This window comes from Falcatimonas sp. MSJ-15 (genome assembly GCF_018918265.1).
GTDB lineage: Bacteria > Bacillota > Clostridia > Lachnospirales > Lachnospiraceae > Falcatimonas.
Map to the genome: position 1 here is coordinate 37,763 of NZ_JAHLQC010000023.1, position 18,367 is coordinate 56,129.

The window sequence follows — 18,367 nt, forward strand, 5'->3', positions numbered from 1 at the left end:
GGGCTGTGTTCCCGACCTTGCGGTCAGATACTATTCGTTTCTAATGCATTGCCTTATATGCTGCAATGCCTGCTGCTGCCGCCACAATGACTGCGACAAGTCCAAGCAGCATGTTTCTCGTCTTTTTCTTCATTGCTTCAAACTCCTCCTGCTTCTTTACAGCCGAATCAGCTGTTACAGTCTCCGGTTCAGCCTTTCTGCCTTTCTTCTTTACCTGTTCATTCTGTTCTGCTTCTAACTGCTTTATTGCAGGCTCTCCCTCTGTTGATACATAGGTAAGTGTCCTGTTCCCAAACATAAAATGCAGCTTCTTTCCCATATACTCGTAGAAATTCATCCCGTTAAAGGAATAGAATCCGCCAAGTGCAATCGGTGCCACACAGGGAATTGCCACATAAGCAGAACCCGTAAGACCGATATACTTGTAAAGAAGAAGGACGATACCGCCACCGACTACTACGCTTGCAATGGAAAATATAAGCTGCCTTGCAGTAAGTCCCATCGCAACCGATTCCTGATAGCGGTCAATATCCTTGTTTACTTCGATTACCATTGTCCCTGCCTCCTATCTTGATAAATCCTTTGTCTCCGGCTTTCTTGTCATTCCAATATTCGCCTCATACTTATCCATTCCATCCGGACACAGTTCTCTAAGCTTATCTACATTGAACAGATAAAGCGGATATTCGCAGAAACCACTCCTTTGCGTGAATCCTGTAAACTCTCCAATGTCATTGTCTGTAATAAACTTTTCAATATCCGGCATGTCATTCACATTCAGATATCCGCAGTAATTTGGTGCTGCAACCGACAAATTCACAGTCACATCCCCAAAATGCTCCTCATGTCCATCTTCATTACACATAAGACCAATAAACATTGCCCTGTTATTCATATACTGCTGGATATCAAATGTCACCTGCGTTTCTCCGGTTATGCTTGAATTATAAGTAACCTGTTTCTTTTCATTATCCATTTCTGCCTCCTTCTATAATCCAAATGCCTTGCTTGTAAGTGTCTGTGCTCCCTTCACACTTCCAACAGTCATTGCTATCGTAAATGTCATTTCACACAGATAGATAAGTGTCTGTGCCCAGTCAGCGTAACTTCCTGTAAATGCCGGAAGTCCTGCATTGATAAATGCATTACATACCACAATTGCAAGTGCCATCGTTACTGCCTCGAATACACACGAAAGAAAATATTTGCAGTAGGTAGCCATTGTATGACTGACCATTCTGTTTCCTGCCATTGTGGAGCATGCAATCGCACCAAGCGGCACAATAATCAGTATCTTTAAGAACCTGAAATACACTGTGTAAATGATAAAGAATCCACAGATAATAATGATGATTGCAAGCAAAGCTGTAAGTATCAGCATTACCAGACTCTCACCAAATCCGAGTCCCTTAATGATGTCTGCCTGTGTACTGTCAATGGCAAGCTGCGTCGTTGTCCCGGCAGATATAAGTCCCACCAGATTTCCTATGGAAGTAAAAAACGCTTTCATAATCGTGACATTATTTGCAACAAACCATTCTGCAAGTCCCAGTCGGATAAGCATACGAAATATAGACTCAAACCTCATCTCATCTTTTACATCTATGCTTTCCGAGCAGAAACCGATAACAAAGAACAGCACAACGAGGGAAGAGCCGACCGCTACAAAGACCGGCTCAATACCCTCAATAACTGCCCAAGGACCTCCGCCCTTGAAACTGACCGGTGACTGTCCAAGCATTGCAAAGACCAGGGATATCTGATTGTTCCAAAACCCAAACACCGCCTCAAGAAGTGCAAGGATCTTGTCTCCAAGCTTAAAAATATCCATACTTGTTATTCACCTCTTTCCTTTTACTAAAAGGGGAACTCTTTTTCCCCAATCTTAGAAGCCTAAGAATGTCAGTACTGTTGAAATACCAGCCATCATGACACCTGCTACAATTCCTTTCAGTGCAGAGTTCATAGTAGATGAATCCTGCTGCTGATAGGCTTGTGCGAACTCCATGACATTCTTTGCAAGAATGATGACACCAACAGCACCAATGACTGCAATGATAAGTGTCTTTAAGTTCTCAAGCGGCTGTGTTACTGCGGAAGTACCTGTACCTGCTGCAAAACAAGTAGTGCTCATAAGCATTACTCCCATAAGTGCTCCGGATAATGCCGGAACGAATCTCTTTTTAAAGTGAATGAATCTGCTCTTCATGCCTTTCTCCTCCATCTGATTGTTGTTTGTCGTAATAATCTGTTCTTTTCTCATGTTGTTTGTCTCCTTTTTGATAAAAAAATAAGCCAGCAGGGATAATCCCTAACTGGCTGTTAAAAGTTACTCTATATGATCAGGCAATGCCTGTTGTAATGATTAAATCGGGCTTTTCCCGATATGTTTACCTGTAACCACCTCCTTTCAAGGTGCAAAAAAAGCACCTTAACCATATTGGCTAAAGTGCTTGTATTAGTTTGATATTAAATTGTTGTGAGTCAGACAAACTTGAAGTTTCCACTTTCCTGTACTTATGATTTTTCATCAAAGCGGCTGCATCATTTCAAGAATAATGCCATCCGGGTCTCTAAAATAAAAAGCTCGACTTTCCCCAAATCCATCTGCCCTGAAATCAAAATACTGAGGTTCAGACAGACATTCTACATGATTTTCGACAAGTGTTTTGTAGACAGAATCAATGTCATCCGTGTAAAAGCACACTTCTGAGATAGATGTCGTAAACAAATCCGATTTTACTTTATGGATTTCGCTGTCTACAAACTGAATCAATTCGACTGGCGGTGCTTCAATAGCCTTAGAACCATTCAAATAAGCAACCCTTGCTTTACAATTTTCCTTACGGAACATTTTATCTGTTTCTTTGCCCTTCATAAAGATTTCGCCTTGAAACTCAAGTCCAAGAATATCTCTATAGAACGCAATAGAGCGATCCAAATCAGAAACCGTTAGTCCTACATGATAAATTCTTCCAATCACCTTTATATCCTCCTAAAAAAATCCGATTTTCTATTCTCTCACAAACAAACTTGAATTTTCAAATTAGTCTTTGCAAATAACCTTTGAACCTTCACCATCAATTACAATTCCCTGACGGTTGTTAATTGGGCATAGATTCAAATCCGAAAACTCAGTCATTATTTTCTCGGTAACTTTCTTAAATGGTGCTGTAAGATAATGCGGAAGAACATAGAAATCAATCAAATCAAGCCCTGCATCATCTTCTTGTGAGTAGTCCTCCGGCTTTTCATCCATTTGCTCGATATATTGGATGCTTGGAGCGCATATAATCGCACCTGCCGATTCACCAATCATCAGTTTTCCCTTTGCCAATTCTTTCTTCAACAGCTCATCCGTTCCCGTTTTACGGAGCTGGTCTATAAGGAAAAAAGAATTTCCGCCGGTAAAATATATCACATCCGCATCTTCAAAAACAGACTGTATCGTTGAATAAGCCTCCGTTGAAATATCAATTTCAGTTACGATTGCTCCCAACTTTTTGAATAATTTTCGAGCCGAGCCGACATAACCGGTGTAGCCTTCACGCAGCGAAGCTGTTGGAATAAATGCGACTTTTTTATTTTCAATTTCTTCCTTTATCAGACTTCCTACACTTGAAAAGTGCGAACATAAAAACAGTTTCATCAATATTCTCCTTTATATAAAAATTGCGATTTGTAAAACACATTCTTTTTTACATAGGCACAGTATATCACATTTCCTGTGCCTATGCGATAACATTTACTGCTTCTTTCTGTAAGAACTCATCTTCTCCACAGTAACCTCCGGATAGAAGTAAGTAAGAATTGTTGCTTTCGGAACTCCTGCAGCCAATGCTTTCTTTACCTCTTCTTTCTGCTCCGGTGTATATGACCAGTGCAGCATTCTGTTTGTGATGGTATCTTCCCACTTAGGCTTTTCCCTCTCAGGATTCCTTACAGGCTTAGCTCCAGCACTTCCATTAGAAGCGTTATCACTTTCTGCAGCATCAGACTTCTGTGATTCATCGACATACTCAAGCTCATTTGCCTGCTCCCTGTCAATCTTTGCCTTCTGCTCTGCTTCATCCTGCATGGAGAATCTTCTGCTTAATTCAGCATCACCAAGCATCATAAACTGCTCATAGGTAAGAGAGTCTATATACACATTCTCGCCCTTATCCTTCAGTTTTTCATAATACTTAACTGCCTTGTCTGAAAGAATCTCAAATGGCGGACCGATAAGATTATCTGCTCCTCTTATCTCGTGAACATAAGGCTCTCCCTTGCCATCTGCTGTCTGGTTAAACATCGGATGATTGAATGGAATAAACTTGTTGTCCATGATAGGATCAAATCCACGGATAAAAATAATACATTTCTTATTATCCAGCTTTCTTACCTCATCGGGTGTAAACAGTTCCCTGCCTAAAACATCATAATTTCTTGATGAACTACCCTGTCTGCCCTTTGTCTCACCGCTTGACTTCTTATCAATCGTTCCTTTTCCAAGCAGCTCTGATACATACTTATGCGTACTCTGCTCATTGCCTCCAAGATAGATGAAAGTATCGCAGTTGCCGGGAATTGTCTCCCAGGTATCTTTAAAAAGTGCTTTTAACTGGGCAAAGTTCTGAATAATGATAATACTTGAAATCTCACGGCTTCGCATTGTCGATAACAGTGAACAGAAGTCATCTGGCAATGCGACATTCGCAAATTCATCTAACATAAATGTCACATGGATTGGCAGCCTTCCACCACAATTAAAGTCTGCCTGATAGTACAATTCCTGAAATATCTGCGTGTATAACATACCGATAATAAAGTTATAGGATTTATCACTATCCGGGATTACACAAAACAGTGCTGTCTTTGTCTCACCATCCCCATTTACTCCAATACCGATATCGGACAGATTAAGCTCATCTTTTGAGAGTAATCGTAAAACCTGCTTATTCTCAAGAAATGCAAGTCTTGAGTTGGCACTGATGATAATGGAACGGACGGTATCTCCTGCACCTCTCATACATTTGTTGTACTGCTTTACTGCCGGATGATTAGCTCCAAGCGGAGAACTTTCCTCTAAAAACTTCATACGCACATCCAGCTTTGATGCTTTTCCCTGTTCTGTAACCTCTGCTTCTCCAAGAAGTTTAAGTACTGTCTCAAAGTTTCTCTTTGCCGGCTGTACCTCCAGCCACACATAATAAAAGATAGCCTGTAAGAACAATCCTTCCGCCTTTTCCCAGAACGGATCACTTGGTGTCGCTCCCTTTGGTGTCGTATTGCTGATAAGGTTTGTAATCAGCTTGACCACATCTGTTTCCTCTCTGATATAGAAAAATGGATTGTAACAGTCTGATTTATCCATCTCTAACAGATTTATGACTTTCACATTATATCCGTTATTCTTTAGCATCTGACCGCAGCTTCTAAGGATTTCTCCCTTTGGATCGGTACAGATAAAGGAACAGTTATGCGGCATCTGCATAAGATTCGGCTTTACTTCATAAAATGTTTTTCCTGCTCCGGAACCACCACAGATAAGTATATTTCCATTGAGCTTGAGTCTCCTAAAATCCAGCGACATCTTCACATTTTGGCTGAGTATCCGGTTGAAATTCTCATCCTTATCTGCAAGTATCTTGTTGACCTGCTTCGGATTTTCAAATCTTGCCGTACCAAATTCCTTACCGGGCATATAGTTTCTCTGACTGGTGTAATACATGACAATAGCCATCGCATAGATACCTAATGCAATGGCTACTGCTTTTACTGTATTGGAATTGTAATAGTTGGCAAAGGGAACAGCACATACTTCATTGAATCTGTCCATAAATTCATTAAAGGCAATCCCTTCCGTCCACGCACCATTTATCAGATAACCAAGATACCCTGCTAACACTGCACCCACAAGAATGAATATCAGTGACGGCTTTTTCTTTGTTGTCTGCATAGGCTGCTACCTCGCTTTCTTTGTGGTAACAGTTTTCTTCTGTGTGGTCTTTTTCTGCTGCTTCTGCACTTTCTCGTAACGCTCCCTGACAGATGACTCCACCTTGTCGTAGTGAGTATAAAGCTCGGTTCCTTTCTGGGTTGTCACCACACGATTCTGCTCATCGTAGAGCTTATAATCCTTGGTTGAATCAAGGAAGGTAAGCATTGTCTTTCCACCATGAATCTCCATGATGTTTTCCTTACGGAGCCATACATATCTTGCCTCTTCTCCCCATGTGCCGGGAACTCTGGTCTTAACAGCATGGTCATTTTCTTCGATAATCAGCTTCTTGCTGATTGTCACATCTGACAGGTTCGCATTTTTTGATGCTGCAACTGCCCTCATTCTCTCAGCAAGGTCCTGATAGCCTCTGACACGGTTGATAAATGCATCCTTGTCCATCATGACTGTATGGGTGCCATCCTCATTTTTCTTTCCAAGCACACCGATTGTCTCTAGCTGTTTGATAACACTTTCAGCCTGCTCACCATTGATACTGAAATTCTCCTTGACCTGATCCACACTGATAGCTTTCTTTTCCATTGCAAACATTCCGACCTTTTCGATCAGTCCGTCAATAGCGGTATTAACCCTATCCCCTTCTATCGTGTGGCTTTTCTCGTTTCCCTGCTGTTTCTTCAAAAAATCCATCAGCTTGCCAAGGGATTTTTCATCTCCATTCTTCAGATAATCGTCAAATGTAGCAATCTTACCAAACTTGAGCTTCTGTATCATCATATTCACACGGGGAACTGCCTCTGTATGAAAGATTACCTCACTCAGTCCATCTTTCCTGTTACAGTCTGGAAGTACCGAATACAGGATTCCATACTTCTTTGCCATCTTTTCAACCTTTTTCATATCTTCGGTATTAAACTGCAACACCTGTAAATCGCCACCTTTTAAGATCAGCTTTCTCATGGATGTCTTGCCAAGTGACTTTTCATAATCAAGCATCCCTTTTAAGAAATCTATTGCCTTCTGCATGGCAGCAATGCCGCCGCTTCCTACCTTCATGGCAATCTCAATGCCATCATAAGCTACACGGATGATCTGCACCGCTTCCTGAATCTCTTCTGCCATTATCGCACCTCCACTTTCTCTCTGACTGTTGTTTTAAGCGTTTCTGTCTCTGTAGTACGGATTTCCTCGGCTGATACATCAATACCATAAGCAGTCAAAATATCTGCCAGATGATTGATAGCTTTCTCCTCCTCGATACGATACATTTCAAGTGCCACAAGCAGGTTTTCCACCTGTTCCACCCATGCAGGCTTCATATCATATTTAGACCTGTATGTGACCATAATCTCGTCCGACTCAGCCTTATCCGCTGAATGTGCCAAAGCTTCAATAAGAGAAATCGTATCTTCCTTGCTGCCGCTTCTGAATGCGAACTGGACAACAAAGTTTTTCTCTTCCTCTGTAAATTGATGCTCCACACCATTCATCTCTGTTACTGCTTCATTTACTACTGCTAAATTCATAAGTTCCTCCTAATCTGCCATGCTGTTTTCAAGCACAGCAATCTCAATGATCTCCTTCATCTTTTCCGCTGAAATGTTGTTGTTTATAAGCTCTACAAGCTGTGACTCAGTAAGTCCCTTTTCTATTGCACTCTTAATCTGCACAAGCTGCGCCGGAACAAGGTCTCCCGATGCAACTAGCTTTACAATGTCTGCTCTTGACTTTTTCTTAAATGACAGTCTTGCAAAAAGGCTCGCCACTCCGCTGTTGCTGCTCTTTCTCACACTTCGCTCAATCGGAAGTCTCTGCACCACATTTCCGGTTCCATCAACTACCGGAATCTGATAATAGACCGGAATACCATTTGCCACAGCCTGCATATTCTGAGGAACTGCAACTGTATCAACCATCTTTTTATCTGCCTGTGATACGGACTGGCTTTCCTGCGGCTCTGCCTTACTTTCTGCCTCTTTCTTATTCTCTGTGGCAACACTTATGATCTTATCTTCCAATGACTCTATTCTGTCTCCCATACGCTTCATCTCCTTATCCTTTTTCTCAATATCATCCCTGAGTCTTGCAATCGTACTGCTTGCCTTATTCAGTTCATTCTGCTGACTGTTGATAAGAGCGTCCTTATCCTGGTTCTCCTTGACCAGACGCTCCCTGACTTCCTCGTCATCTTTGGAAGTTTCTATTTCAGAAAGCTTCTTATTCAGGGCATCATACCTTTCATTCTGATGATTGATCTTTGCAACCACTTCATCCATCTGAGCTACAAGACTTTTCACATACTCTAAATCCTGTGGCATCTGCTCTTTGGCTTTATTAAGCTTTTCTAATACCACATCAAACATCCTGCGCATGTTTACTGCTGTATCATCTTTTTGGACTACCTCTCTGATTGCATCAATCGGCACACCTTTTTCATAGTAATCCAATGCTGTCTGCATCTTAGGTGCTGCCATCCTGCTATCTTTCAGCAGCGTTAACAACTCTTCTGATACACCCTTATGCAGACATTTTGATAACACCTTCATCTGCTCAATGTCATAACTTTTGTTAAGATACAGACCGATTTCATCATCAGTCAGTCCATATTCATAATCGCTTTTGACAAGAGCAATAACCTCACTGTCCATATGCTTATTACGAAGAATCTGTATCTTTCTCTCAATCGCCATTTCACTTAATGGCTCTCTTTTTTCTTCCATATATGCCTCCTAACCACTAAAAAAACAGCCTAACGTACCGGCTGTTCTTTTCTGTCTCTTATTGTTTCTTTGTCATACTGCTTCTCTTCTGCCGAAGCTGATACCGTAAGTTCCTTCCATATTGATCTTCCAAGATTAAGTTCCTTTGATACCGCCCGTTCTGCCTTACAGTCCTGTGCATACTTGCTCTCATATTTTTTTCTAAGACTCTCGACCTCTTCCACACTGTATCCCTGTGCCAGAAGCTCAGTGTTAAGCCTTTCCCATGCATTGTGCTCATCTTCAAAGAAGGTATCCCCACTCTGATAACACGATTCCGCATCATCAAGCCCCCGGATCTGTTCAGCCTTGTCAAAAATATCTTTGAATCTTTCCTTAGCCTTATAGGTCTTACTCTTTTCCTTTGATGCTTCTTTTTTCTTATCCGTCAGATTATCAAGTACCGATACAAGTTCTTCCGCACTCTCAATCTTATGCCTTACCAGAAATAGATACTGCTCCTGCAGCTTATGCATCTTTCGGATATCATCCTTATACTTCCATACCTGACTGTATGGCTTCTTTTTCAGCTTTCCAATCCGGTAAAGCTTTGCATAATATCTTTTCTGCAAGCCTGACATCTTCGCCCTGCGGTATCTTTTGACATAGCACTTTACTATCGCTGCCTGTTTTTCCTCATTCTGTGACTGGTAAAAAGATAAATCTTCCTTAGCAATACGCTCCACAATAGCTTCCTGTGAATAATTCTCGCCAAGAGTCTTACATCTTCTGAATCTTGTCATCCCCTGTGGTCTGACTGCCAGATACTTTCCCTGCTTGACCTCATATCCTTTTTCCGACAGCAGTTCCAGAAATCCTCTGAAATCATTTGCCTGTAAAATGCAGGCATCCAAATCTCTTTTTATCATATCTGCCCACACAAAGCTGCCTTCACGATATTCGCTCCAATCCTTATAATTCTCGTGCTGTTTCTCTTTGCTGCCAGCCTCCACATCTATAATGGAAAGACCATACTCCTGACACAGCTTATTGGTAATCGGCTGGATATACTTTGCCCAGTCACCTTTCTCGTAGCGATACTTTTTCCCATCCACAAAGCTTACACTGTTAAATACAATGTGTGAATGAACATGGTCTGTATTATCATGAACCACAAATACCGCTTCATAGGCATCGCCAAGATATTCTGCTACAAACTTCTGTGTTATCTCAAAAGCCCTGTCCGGTTCCACCTCATCCTCTTTGAAGGAAAGAATGATGTGATACCCCTGTCGCTTGTCTGTTTTTCCAAACTGCTTCTTTGTATCCATCATCTGTTCAAAAGCCATATCTGCCTGACAGTTAACAGCTCCCACAAGTCTTCCTCTCTGAGTTTTCTCAGGATTCATCACATAATCCAGTGCCCGTTTCAAATGCCTTGCATGAAAAGAATTCCCGCTGTCCTTCATGTGAAGTATCTTACTGATTGCCAATCTTTACCACCGCCTCGCTGACAGACTGATTCAGCTTTTTCATATATGCCACAAGCTGTTCCTTATCTTTCTTGGAATACAGCTGTGCATTGCTGTTAAATACAATCTGATTGATGTTAATGCCGATTCGGTTTATCTCATTGATAAGCTCTTTAAGAAGTTTCCTTACTTCCGGATAATCATTTGGTTTCTGACTGATTAGAAGCCTGATATATTCGGCTTCATTCATTCCATTTGCCTTTGCCTTATCAGAAAGTACCTTCGCTTCCTGTGGCATAAGTCTTAGTGTTTTCCTTATACAATGAACTTTATCCGCCATAGAATCACCTTCCTCTCTTACCCGTACTGTATTCTCTTACTCCTTCTGCTACTGTTACAGCAACTTTTTCCAGTTCTTTATTACCCAGCTGGGCAATAACCCTGTCTGCAAGCTCTGTGGCAACTTCTATAAGTTCCTTACCATAACAGGTTTTATCAAACAATCTGTCCAGTCTCTTTTCATCTGCTTTCAGACTTTCATACTTGCTCTGATACTCGTTATAGTCGTTAAAATCCTTTGGATCACTCCTGTGTGCTTCCGCATCAAGTATCAGTTCATAGTTCCATTCACAGACAATATCTATAACATCATCTATCGGGTATGGTTCAATTTCACCATTCTCCTCAGCTACATCCTGCCTGTACATCTTCCCATCTGAATCTATGCCAATGGCATAATCATGTCCTTCCATATAGTTAAGCAGAATTGCAGCATCTTCTATCGAAGGGTTTAGTAAGATATCAAATGTGTCTGCCCAGGCAATAAGTTCCTCTGGTTCTGCGATTATTGTAAGTTCTTTATCCATTGCTTTCCTGCACCTCCCTTATCCGTGTTTTGTATATCTCTTCCACCCACACGCCTGTCTGAATCTCTTAGGTTTACGGCTAGATACGCATTAGAGACATCTCTGTCCTAATGCCATCTAGTTAGGGAGAAAATCTCCCTAAAACCCTCTGTTTATGAAAGTGGGGGCGCTTTTTGCCCCCACTTTGCTACTTTGGGGGCGCTTTCTGCCCCCATTTTGTTATTTTGGTGGCGCTTTCTGCCCCCACTTTTATTTTTACTTCAGTCCGGATTTTGTCGTGTCCAAATTGTGGGGGCACTTTTTGCCCCCACTTTGACATTTTGGGGGCGCTTTCTGCCCCCACTTTGCTGTTTTGGGGGCGCTTTCTGCCCCCACACATCAAAATCCGGTTTCTCATGCCCTGACTGGTTCATCTGCTCTCTGATTCATCTGGTTCAGATTAAGCTTTGCAGCCACAAGCCACTCGTTGTAATCCTTATATCCGGCTGGAGGCGGACAGTCTTCTACCTCATATCCAAGCTCATAATATTTTCTCATAAGTTCAGCTGCTGCTTTTCTCCCCGGCTCATCTCCATCAAGGCAGAACCGGATGGAAGTTATCTGCGGATGTTCCCGAAGAAATGTTTCAAGTGGTGCATCTGCAAGCATCCCAAGTGCCAGCTTATTTGATTCATAATCTGTGAAGATATCCACATAACTCATAAGGTCAATTGCAGCCTCAAATACTACAAGCTCTGTACTGTTAACATTTACCACATTAAATCCATAGTTCTTATCATTGCCTGTGACATCACACTTGAATGGCTTGCCCTGCTTATCAAACACTCCACGCATACTTGCAAATCTTGTCACTCCATTTTTATCATTTCCTTTGAAAACAACATTGTGGTAATGCCTGCTCTCATAAATCAGTCCATCTTTTAAAAACAGATCTATGACAGTCCTGCTGATTTCTCTCTCCTGATTCAGATATGAAATAAGATAGGAATTATCTCCCGCCGGTTCCGGTAGGACAAATGGCTTTCTCTCCTCTGCCTGCTTCTGCGATACCTGATGAACAAGTGGCTGCTTTACAGGATTCTCGATCCTTCTATATCCTGCAAAATCTAAAAGCCAGAACACAGCCTCTTTTACACTCATTCCACAAAACACCCGCAAGAAATCTATCTGTGAGCCGCCATTGTTGCCTTTGTCAAACTGCCTTGACCATCTGTACCAATGGCTTCTGTTATAGATACGGATGGAATCCATCTCCTTTAAAGTGTGGTATTTGCCAATCCTCTTTACTGTATACCCAAGGCTTTCAGCAACTGCACACAGGTCAACACTCTTTGCTATGGCAAGCTCTTCATCCGTAAATCTTCCATCCATGCTTTCACCTTGCCTTTCGCTGCTCTGCTACAAGCGGTGACTTGATATCAAGTGTCCGGTAATCTGTGCTCAGGGTAATCTTAGGATTATCAATCATGCCTTTTTCCCTGAAACTGAAAAATTCACGATTGTCTCCACCGACTATGATATGGTCAATGAGCGGTATTCCCATCAGTTCACACAGCTTGTTCATGCGGTCTGTCATCATCGTGTCTGCCTTGCTTGGGAATACATTTCCGGATGGATGACAATGGATTAACATCATGCTTGCAGCATTGCTTAAGATACTTGATTTAAACAGCTCTCTCGGATGTGCCATTGCCTCATTTAAAGAACCAACACTTGCAAAATGCACATTGATAGGTTTTAAATCTGACCTTAGATTGACCACACACACTACTTCCCTGTCAAACTGGCACATACAGTCTCCCATGACAGCAGCTATATCCGCCGGATTATTAAAGGTGTGCTCCGAATAAATCGGAGCATCCTTTACAAGTCTTACCGAAACCACATCAAGCTTGAAGTCATTCTTCTTTGGCATCAGACACCGCCTCCTCTCCAAACTCGACACGGATAACAAAGTCACCTTTCTGGCTATTTATGAGAGCAATGAGTTCTTCCATTGTAAGTTCCTGCTCCATAGCTGCCTCCTATCTGGACTTTTCCTTCGCGTCATATACAAGGGGAGGTTCTGCAACGATGCCATCAAGTCTCTTGTTTGGTGTATCAGTTGCAAGGGTGAGTTTTCTTAAATCCTTATCATAGTGATATACCTGATTGGAAAGTCTCTCATCCAAAGACACCTCCTGCATATTTACCTCGACTACCATCTGTGCTAGCATCTCAGGGCTTCCCATATCTGAAGATACTGCAATAACCTCATGCACGCTCGAAGGGAGAATATAAAGGTCACTCTCTAAACTCTCTGCCAGCTCATGAAGCTCATTCTCATAAAGCATGGATGCTGCGCCATTGATACCCTTTTCATTGGAAATCACCCACATCGTCTGCTCCGGTGGAATCTCAGCTATCATCATCTCTGCGATATCCTGTGGCATCCCATCCCTTGCGAACATTTCTTTCATAATGTCATTCATGCTACGAACGACAGGTGGGAAGAGTCTTCTTGTGTTTTCCGCTGCACACTTAAAGAGCTGTTCCTCGCTCATTCCAAGTCTTTTCGCAAATTCATTTGTAATTTTTGAACTCTGCACCGCATCCTTATCTGCACTGATTATTACCTTATACACAATAGAAAGATCCTGGAACTCTCTGTGCGGCACCTGTTCCAAAAATGTTTTATTCTGCTCTGTATTGATGAGCTGGAATACAATCTTCTCGTTAGCATCCCTCATAATGCTGTCCACATCAACAACCGGAGTCTGCTCATATGCCCTTTCCATGAAGTCACATGCAGCCATAAGTGTTTCCTCAAGATCGCCACAGTCCTGATACTTCTTATACATGTCATTGATATAAATCGTAGGTGAAATGTTCCTGCCTTCTTCTCTTAAGATGATGCCATCAAGAGTCACATTTACCTTTTCCACTGGCTCTGCCACAAGCTCCATTCCTTTGAATTTCTCAGGCATATAATCCATAAACTTTTCTTTTACTACTTCCTTAAAAATCTCGTAATTCATCATATTACGGTTCCTCCTTAATCTAAATTGTCATATAAAATCCCTTCATCATCAGGATTTTTGTGTTCTCTGTAACTGTTGTCTTCTTCGATTCCCATATCAAAAGTGGTATGAGATTTTCTTTTCTTTCTGTAATAATTCTTGAGAAACATACACTTTCTACAGTCCTCACAGAATAATTCTTCCGGCGGAATGCCTAGTGCCTTTGCAATCCTGTTCAACGTTCCCGTCCTTGGAACTCTTGAACCATTTTCGTATTGGGCAATTCTTACATCACCTCTATTTTCAAAACCACTTTTCTCGCCCAGTTCCCTGAGTGTCATTTTTTGTCGTTTTCTGTAATACCTGATTCTTTCTCCTACCACTGTTTGTCCTCCAAATCAAAAAAAAGCGGGGAACATAAGTCACTGGCTTACATTCCCTGCAAGGTTTATTGTTACTGTTTATTCTTTTTCTTTCTTCCACGAAGTCCTACTCCAACACCTGTAATAAGTGCAAGTGCACCAATTCCAAGATAAAGAAGCGGATTTGCATTGTCGCCTGTCTGTGGAAGCTTAGGCTCTGTCGGTACATTGACAAGCTTAAGAGTTGCTACAACAACATCCGGTGCATTGTCATCATATCGAAGAGTTACATCATGAGCTGTTTCATCAAGGATATATCCGTCAGCTGCTTTTGTCTCAACTACTGTATAATGGATATCTTCCTTAAAAGTTCCATCCTCGTTGTAAGTACAGATAGGGAGCTCCTTGCTCTCTGCATGACCATTCTTGTCAGTAGTGAGTGTATCAAGCACCTTTCCGTCCTTATCTCTTACTTCAAATACAACACCCTCGATTGGCTTTCCGGTTACTTTGTCAGTTTTCTCAATGACAATCTTTCCGACAACCTGCTCATCCTTCATGGATACCTTCTGGATTTCTGCTGTCTCCTTTACTTCAAAGGTTACATCACTTGCCACCTTATATCCATACGGTGCAGATTCCTCTCTGAGTGTGTACTTGCCAACAGGAAGTCTTTCGATCATATGAGTCTTTCCTGCTTCAGATATCCAGCTCTCAACAAGCTTTCCATCAGCATCAATAACAGAAAGCTTTGCTCCAGGCAACTCTTTCTCGCCTGTGATATCAGTCTTTGAAATCTCTACCTTGATCGGTGCGTTTTCAAATGCTGCGTCAAACTCGATAACCTTTACCTTATCTCCCTGATATGAAGCATCAACATCAAAAATCTTATCAGACTTCACATATCCCTTTGGTGCCTCAATCTCTTTGACATAATACTGTCCAAGCGGAAGGTCAGAGGTAAATGCAGCCTTTCCATCCTTACCTGTTACTGTTCTCTCAATCTGTGTATCAGCTTTTACGATTACCTTGCCATCTTTATTTACGATATCTTCTTTCGCAAATAAACCGAATACTGCTCCTTCAAGTGCTTCCTTAGTCTCTGAATCCGTCTTGGTTACAGTAATCTGCACTTTCTGACGCTCATTTGTCACATCCATTCCTGCGAAAACAACCTTTGTATTCTGGTCGATATAGGAAAGGTCTGACTCAATCGGTGTATCATCTAATACAAATCCATCAATGGTCTTTGTCTCAACAAGATAATACTTGCCAAGTGGAAGGTCATCAACTCTTGCGATACCCTTATCATTTGTCACGATGGTTGCCACCTTGTCTCCTGCCTTATGATATACAGTGTCAAGTCCGTCAGCACTTACGATATCCTCTTTTGCATATACATCAAAAGTTACTCCTGCAAGGCTGTCCTTGAAGAAATTGAAGATAAAGTCGTACCAGTAACCCTTCATAAGAGTAGTGTCTGTTACAAATTCGCCGTCCTTATTGATAACGATGGAACCTGTAGGAACTTCATCCTTCATCTCTACATGCTGCACTTTGCCTGTGTCCTCAACTGTAAACTGGATATCAGTTGCCTTGAGGTATCCGTAAGGAGCAAATTCCTCACGAAGAGTGTAAGTCTCTCCAACTACAAGTCTCTTGATCACATGTGCTTCCTTAACATCAGATGTCCATGTGTCTACCACATTTCCATCCTTATCAAGTACAGTAAGTGTTGCACCTGTAAGCTCTGCACCGCTTGTGATATCTGTCTTTGTAAACTCAAAGGTTGTAGGAGTGTTCTTATACTCGCTGTTATATACAGCAGTCTTAACATCCTGTCCCTGATATTTTGTATCAAAGTTTACTGCTTCCTCATTTGTCACATATCCGGCAGGCTTTACAAGCTCCCTTGCAACATATTTTGCAAATGGATAATCCTTAACAAAAGCAATCTTTCCATTCTCATCAGATGTTGTCTTCTCAAGAAGTGTGCCTTTCTCGATAATTACCTTGCCATCTACATTCTTGATATCCTCGTCTGCATAAAGACCAAATACTGCACCTGCAATCGGTGTGTTATCTTCTGCATCAAGCTTAGTCACTGACATATCAAGCTTCTGTCTGTCATCTGAGAAAGTAAGGCTTTCCTTGATAACAGGTGTCTTATCATCCACATATGTGAATGTCACTTTCTGCTCATTCGGATTTAATACATATCCGTATGGAGCTTCCACTTCCACAACTCTGTACTGTCCAAGAGGAAGATTCTTAGCTGTTGCCTTTCCATCCTTGCCAGTTGTAAGAGTTGTCACAAGGTCTCCCTTGCTGTAATACTTAATGCGGTTTCCGTCTGCATCCTTCTGGTTGTCTGCTGTGTAAATATCCTCGGCAGCATAAACTTTGAATTTTGCTCCGGCAAGTGAGCCTTCCTTATAAACAAACTCTTTCTCATATGAGCTTGCAAGAAGTCCACCCTTGAATCCGTCAAGTACCTCACCCTTCTTTTCTACAGTCATTTCTCCGACTGCAGGGGCATCGGAATATTCCACAGTAATGATTGCATCATTTGTATCACCATCTGTTTCAAATGCTGTATCAGTATCAACAGAGATGCTGACATACTTATCATTTACAACATATCCGTATGGTGCAGATACTTCCTCAATACGGTAGTTACCGATTTTAAGTGCTTCAGGTAAGATTAAATCTCCATCATCGTCAGTAAAGAATGAAGTATGCTCGACCTTTGACGGATAAGTTGTGTACTGCTTCACATATTCGTTCTTATCAATATTGAAGATCTTAAACTCTGCATTTGGTACAAGTACTGTCTGCTTTGTATCGGAATCCTTCTTGATTACACGAAGCTTTGCAGTAAACTCCCTGTCAAGGAATACTCTCCATGTCTGAGGCTTGTCAGGATGGTTCTCGCTGATTTTTACCTCAAATGGCTTGATTGTCTTCATGTTATGCGGAGTCTTTGACTCTACTACCACATAAGTTCCATAAGGAATTGCAATAGAAACTGCATGTCCCTTGTCATCGGATGTGATTGTTGTTGCTCCGTTTTCCCCGATTACTACCGGAGTTGCCTTGTCAAAGTCATAACTTCCATCTGCCTTTACAGGTAAAGATGATTTCAAATAAGCTGTGAACTCTGCACCTGCCAATAAGCCTGCTTCAGTATCATCGCCATTGTCAGATACCTTGATAAGCTGGAATGGCTGCTTGATGACCTGCTCTGCTGAGGTTGTGCTTCTTGATACCTCTGCTACAAGGTCTCCCTCATAGTCGCAAACTACATCGTGCTCCTCTTCGTCTAAAAGATACCCCTCTGATGGAGTGATTTCTTTCACATAATAGTTTCCAAGGTAAAGGTTATTGACCTCTGCCTCGCCATTCTTATCTGTTGTAAGTGTTGCTACAAGATCTCCTGTTTTGAATACAACTCCTGTTGCTCCGTCCGGATGCACGATATCGTTTCTTGCATAAAGACCATAAACTGCACCTTCAAGGCTTGCATCTCCCTGGGCAACTGCCTTGCCTGATTCCTTGTCTACCTTGTAGATATGAATCTTTGCTGTCGTTCTGTCATTCACAAATGTATGACTGAATGATGCCTTTGCCTGTGTTTCAGGTAATACATTGAAATTGAAGCTGTAAACATCTTTACTGTTTCTGATATACGCATATGGTGCCTGTGTCTCTTGGATATAATATCCGTTAGAGATTGGCAGATCCGCGCTGTAGCTTGCCTTTCCGTCCTCACCTGTAGTTACTGTCTCAAGAGCTGTACCCTTTGTCACAATAACCTGTCCGGCATAGTTTTTGATGTCATTTCCGGCATAAAGTGTGTACTTGCCGCCTTCAAGAGGGTTCTCTGTGTCAGAGTCCTTCTTTACGTATAAAATGTCAAGACTTAATGTACAAAAAATATTATATAAAAATGTACAATTAGTCTGTTTGTTTTAAGTGGTCTTTTAATCTGTATGATTTTCCTGATATTGGTATTACATGTGCAT

At 41.7% G+C, this 18,367-nt stretch carries 17 protein-coding genes and 1 pseudogene; all 18 read right to left on the reverse strand.

The window, feature by feature from the left end; genetic code table 11:
- Positions 1–40: 40 nt before the first annotated feature.
- Positions 41–553 carry a PrgI family protein gene (locus KQI85_RS14760; RefSeq protein ID WP_055062573.1) on the reverse strand — a complete coding sequence of 171 codons (513 nt, stop codon included), beginning with the start codon at positions 551–553 and terminating at the stop codon, positions 41–43.
- A gap of 12 nt (positions 554–565) precedes the next feature.
- Positions 566–976, reverse strand: coding sequence for a DUF4313 domain-containing protein (locus KQI85_RS14765; RefSeq protein ID WP_055062572.1), 411 nt, complete (start codon positions 974–976; stop codon positions 566–568).
- 12 nt (positions 977–988) lie between these two features.
- Positions 989–1,831 carry a hypothetical protein gene (locus tag KQI85_RS14770; protein ID WP_004611540.1) on the reverse strand — a complete coding sequence of 281 codons (843 nt, stop codon included), beginning with the start codon at positions 1,829–1,831 and terminating at the stop codon, positions 989–991.
- Positions 1,832–1,885: 54 nt separating this feature from the next.
- Positions 1,886–2,263 (reverse strand): hypothetical protein, encoded by a 378-nt coding sequence (locus KQI85_RS14775; protein WP_005340540.1) that lies wholly within the window; start codon positions 2,261–2,263, stop codon positions 1,886–1,888.
- 267 nt (positions 2,264–2,530) lie between these two features.
- Entirely contained in the window at positions 2,531–2,983 is a 453-nt protein-coding gene (locus tag KQI85_RS14780; protein WP_117823161.1) for a VOC family protein, read from the reverse strand.
- 63 nt (positions 2,984–3,046) lie between these two features.
- Positions 3,047–3,649 carry a Type 1 glutamine amidotransferase-like domain-containing protein gene (locus KQI85_RS14785; protein WP_015563755.1) on the reverse strand — a complete coding sequence of 201 codons (603 nt, stop codon included), beginning with the start codon at positions 3,647–3,649 and terminating at the stop codon, positions 3,047–3,049.
- Between the two features lie 96 nt (positions 3,650–3,745).
- Complete coding sequence (locus tag KQI85_RS14790) at positions 3,746–5,941, reverse strand: VirD4-like conjugal transfer protein, CD1115 family (protein ID WP_216576826.1); 2,196 nt, start codon at positions 5,939–5,941, stop codon at positions 3,746–3,748.
- A gap of 6 nt (positions 5,942–5,947) precedes the next feature.
- A complete protein-coding gene (locus KQI85_RS14795) occupies positions 5,948–7,066 on the reverse strand; it encodes a PcfB family protein (protein WP_004611534.1) in 1,119 nt (372 codons plus the stop codon).
- Complete coding sequence (locus KQI85_RS14800) at positions 7,066–7,470, reverse strand: hypothetical protein (protein WP_006858865.1); 405 nt, start codon at positions 7,468–7,470, stop codon at positions 7,066–7,068. Before KQI85_RS14800 ends, KQI85_RS14795 begins: the two co-directional genes overlap by 1 nt.
- A 9-nt stretch (positions 7,471–7,479) precedes the next feature.
- The gene (locus KQI85_RS14805) at positions 7,480–8,664 is read right to left on the reverse strand and encodes a hypothetical protein (RefSeq protein WP_077326144.1); all 1,185 of its coding nucleotides are present in this window, start codon (positions 8,662–8,664) and stop codon (positions 7,480–7,482) included.
- Between the two features lie 29 nt (positions 8,665–8,693).
- Positions 8,694–10,112, reverse strand: a complete 1,419-nt coding sequence (locus KQI85_RS14810) for a relaxase/mobilization nuclease domain-containing protein (protein ID WP_216576829.1) — start codon at positions 10,110–10,112, stop codon at positions 8,694–8,696.
- Between the two features lie 10 nt (positions 10,113–10,122).
- Positions 10,123–10,455, reverse strand: a complete 333-nt coding sequence (gene mobC, locus KQI85_RS14815) for a plasmid mobilization relaxosome protein MobC (protein WP_055262787.1) — start codon at positions 10,453–10,455, stop codon at positions 10,123–10,125.
- A gap of 4 nt (positions 10,456–10,459) precedes the next feature.
- Positions 10,460–10,981: a multidrug transporter gene (locus tag KQI85_RS14820; RefSeq protein ID WP_117477939.1), complete on the reverse strand. Its 522-nt coding sequence runs from the start codon at positions 10,979–10,981 to the stop codon at positions 10,460–10,462.
- A gap of 393 nt (positions 10,982–11,374) precedes the next feature.
- Positions 11,375–12,352 (reverse strand): DUF3991 and TOPRIM domain-containing protein, encoded by a 978-nt coding sequence (locus tag KQI85_RS14825; protein ID WP_119214213.1) that lies wholly within the window; start codon positions 12,350–12,352, stop codon positions 11,375–11,377.
- A 4-nt stretch (positions 12,353–12,356) separates the two neighbouring features.
- Positions 12,357–12,896 carry a JAB domain-containing protein gene (locus KQI85_RS14830; RefSeq protein WP_119214214.1) on the reverse strand — a complete coding sequence of 180 codons (540 nt, stop codon included), beginning with the start codon at positions 12,894–12,896 and terminating at the stop codon, positions 12,357–12,359.
- Positions 12,897–13,005: 109 nt separating this feature from the next.
- Positions 13,006–14,001 (reverse strand): DUF5688 family protein, encoded by a 996-nt coding sequence (locus tag KQI85_RS14835; protein WP_173794071.1) that lies wholly within the window; start codon positions 13,999–14,001, stop codon positions 13,006–13,008.
- Between the two features lie 14 nt (positions 14,002–14,015).
- Positions 14,016–14,363 carry a helix-turn-helix domain-containing protein gene (locus KQI85_RS14840; protein ID WP_055196088.1) on the reverse strand — a complete coding sequence of 116 codons (348 nt, stop codon included), beginning with the start codon at positions 14,361–14,363 and terminating at the stop codon, positions 14,016–14,018.
- Between the two features lie 71 nt (positions 14,364–14,434).
- A pseudogene (locus KQI85_RS17040) lies at positions 14,435–18,259 on the reverse strand (SpaA isopeptide-forming pilin-related protein); the annotation flags it as partial.
- Positions 18,260–18,367: the final 108 nt, after the last annotated feature.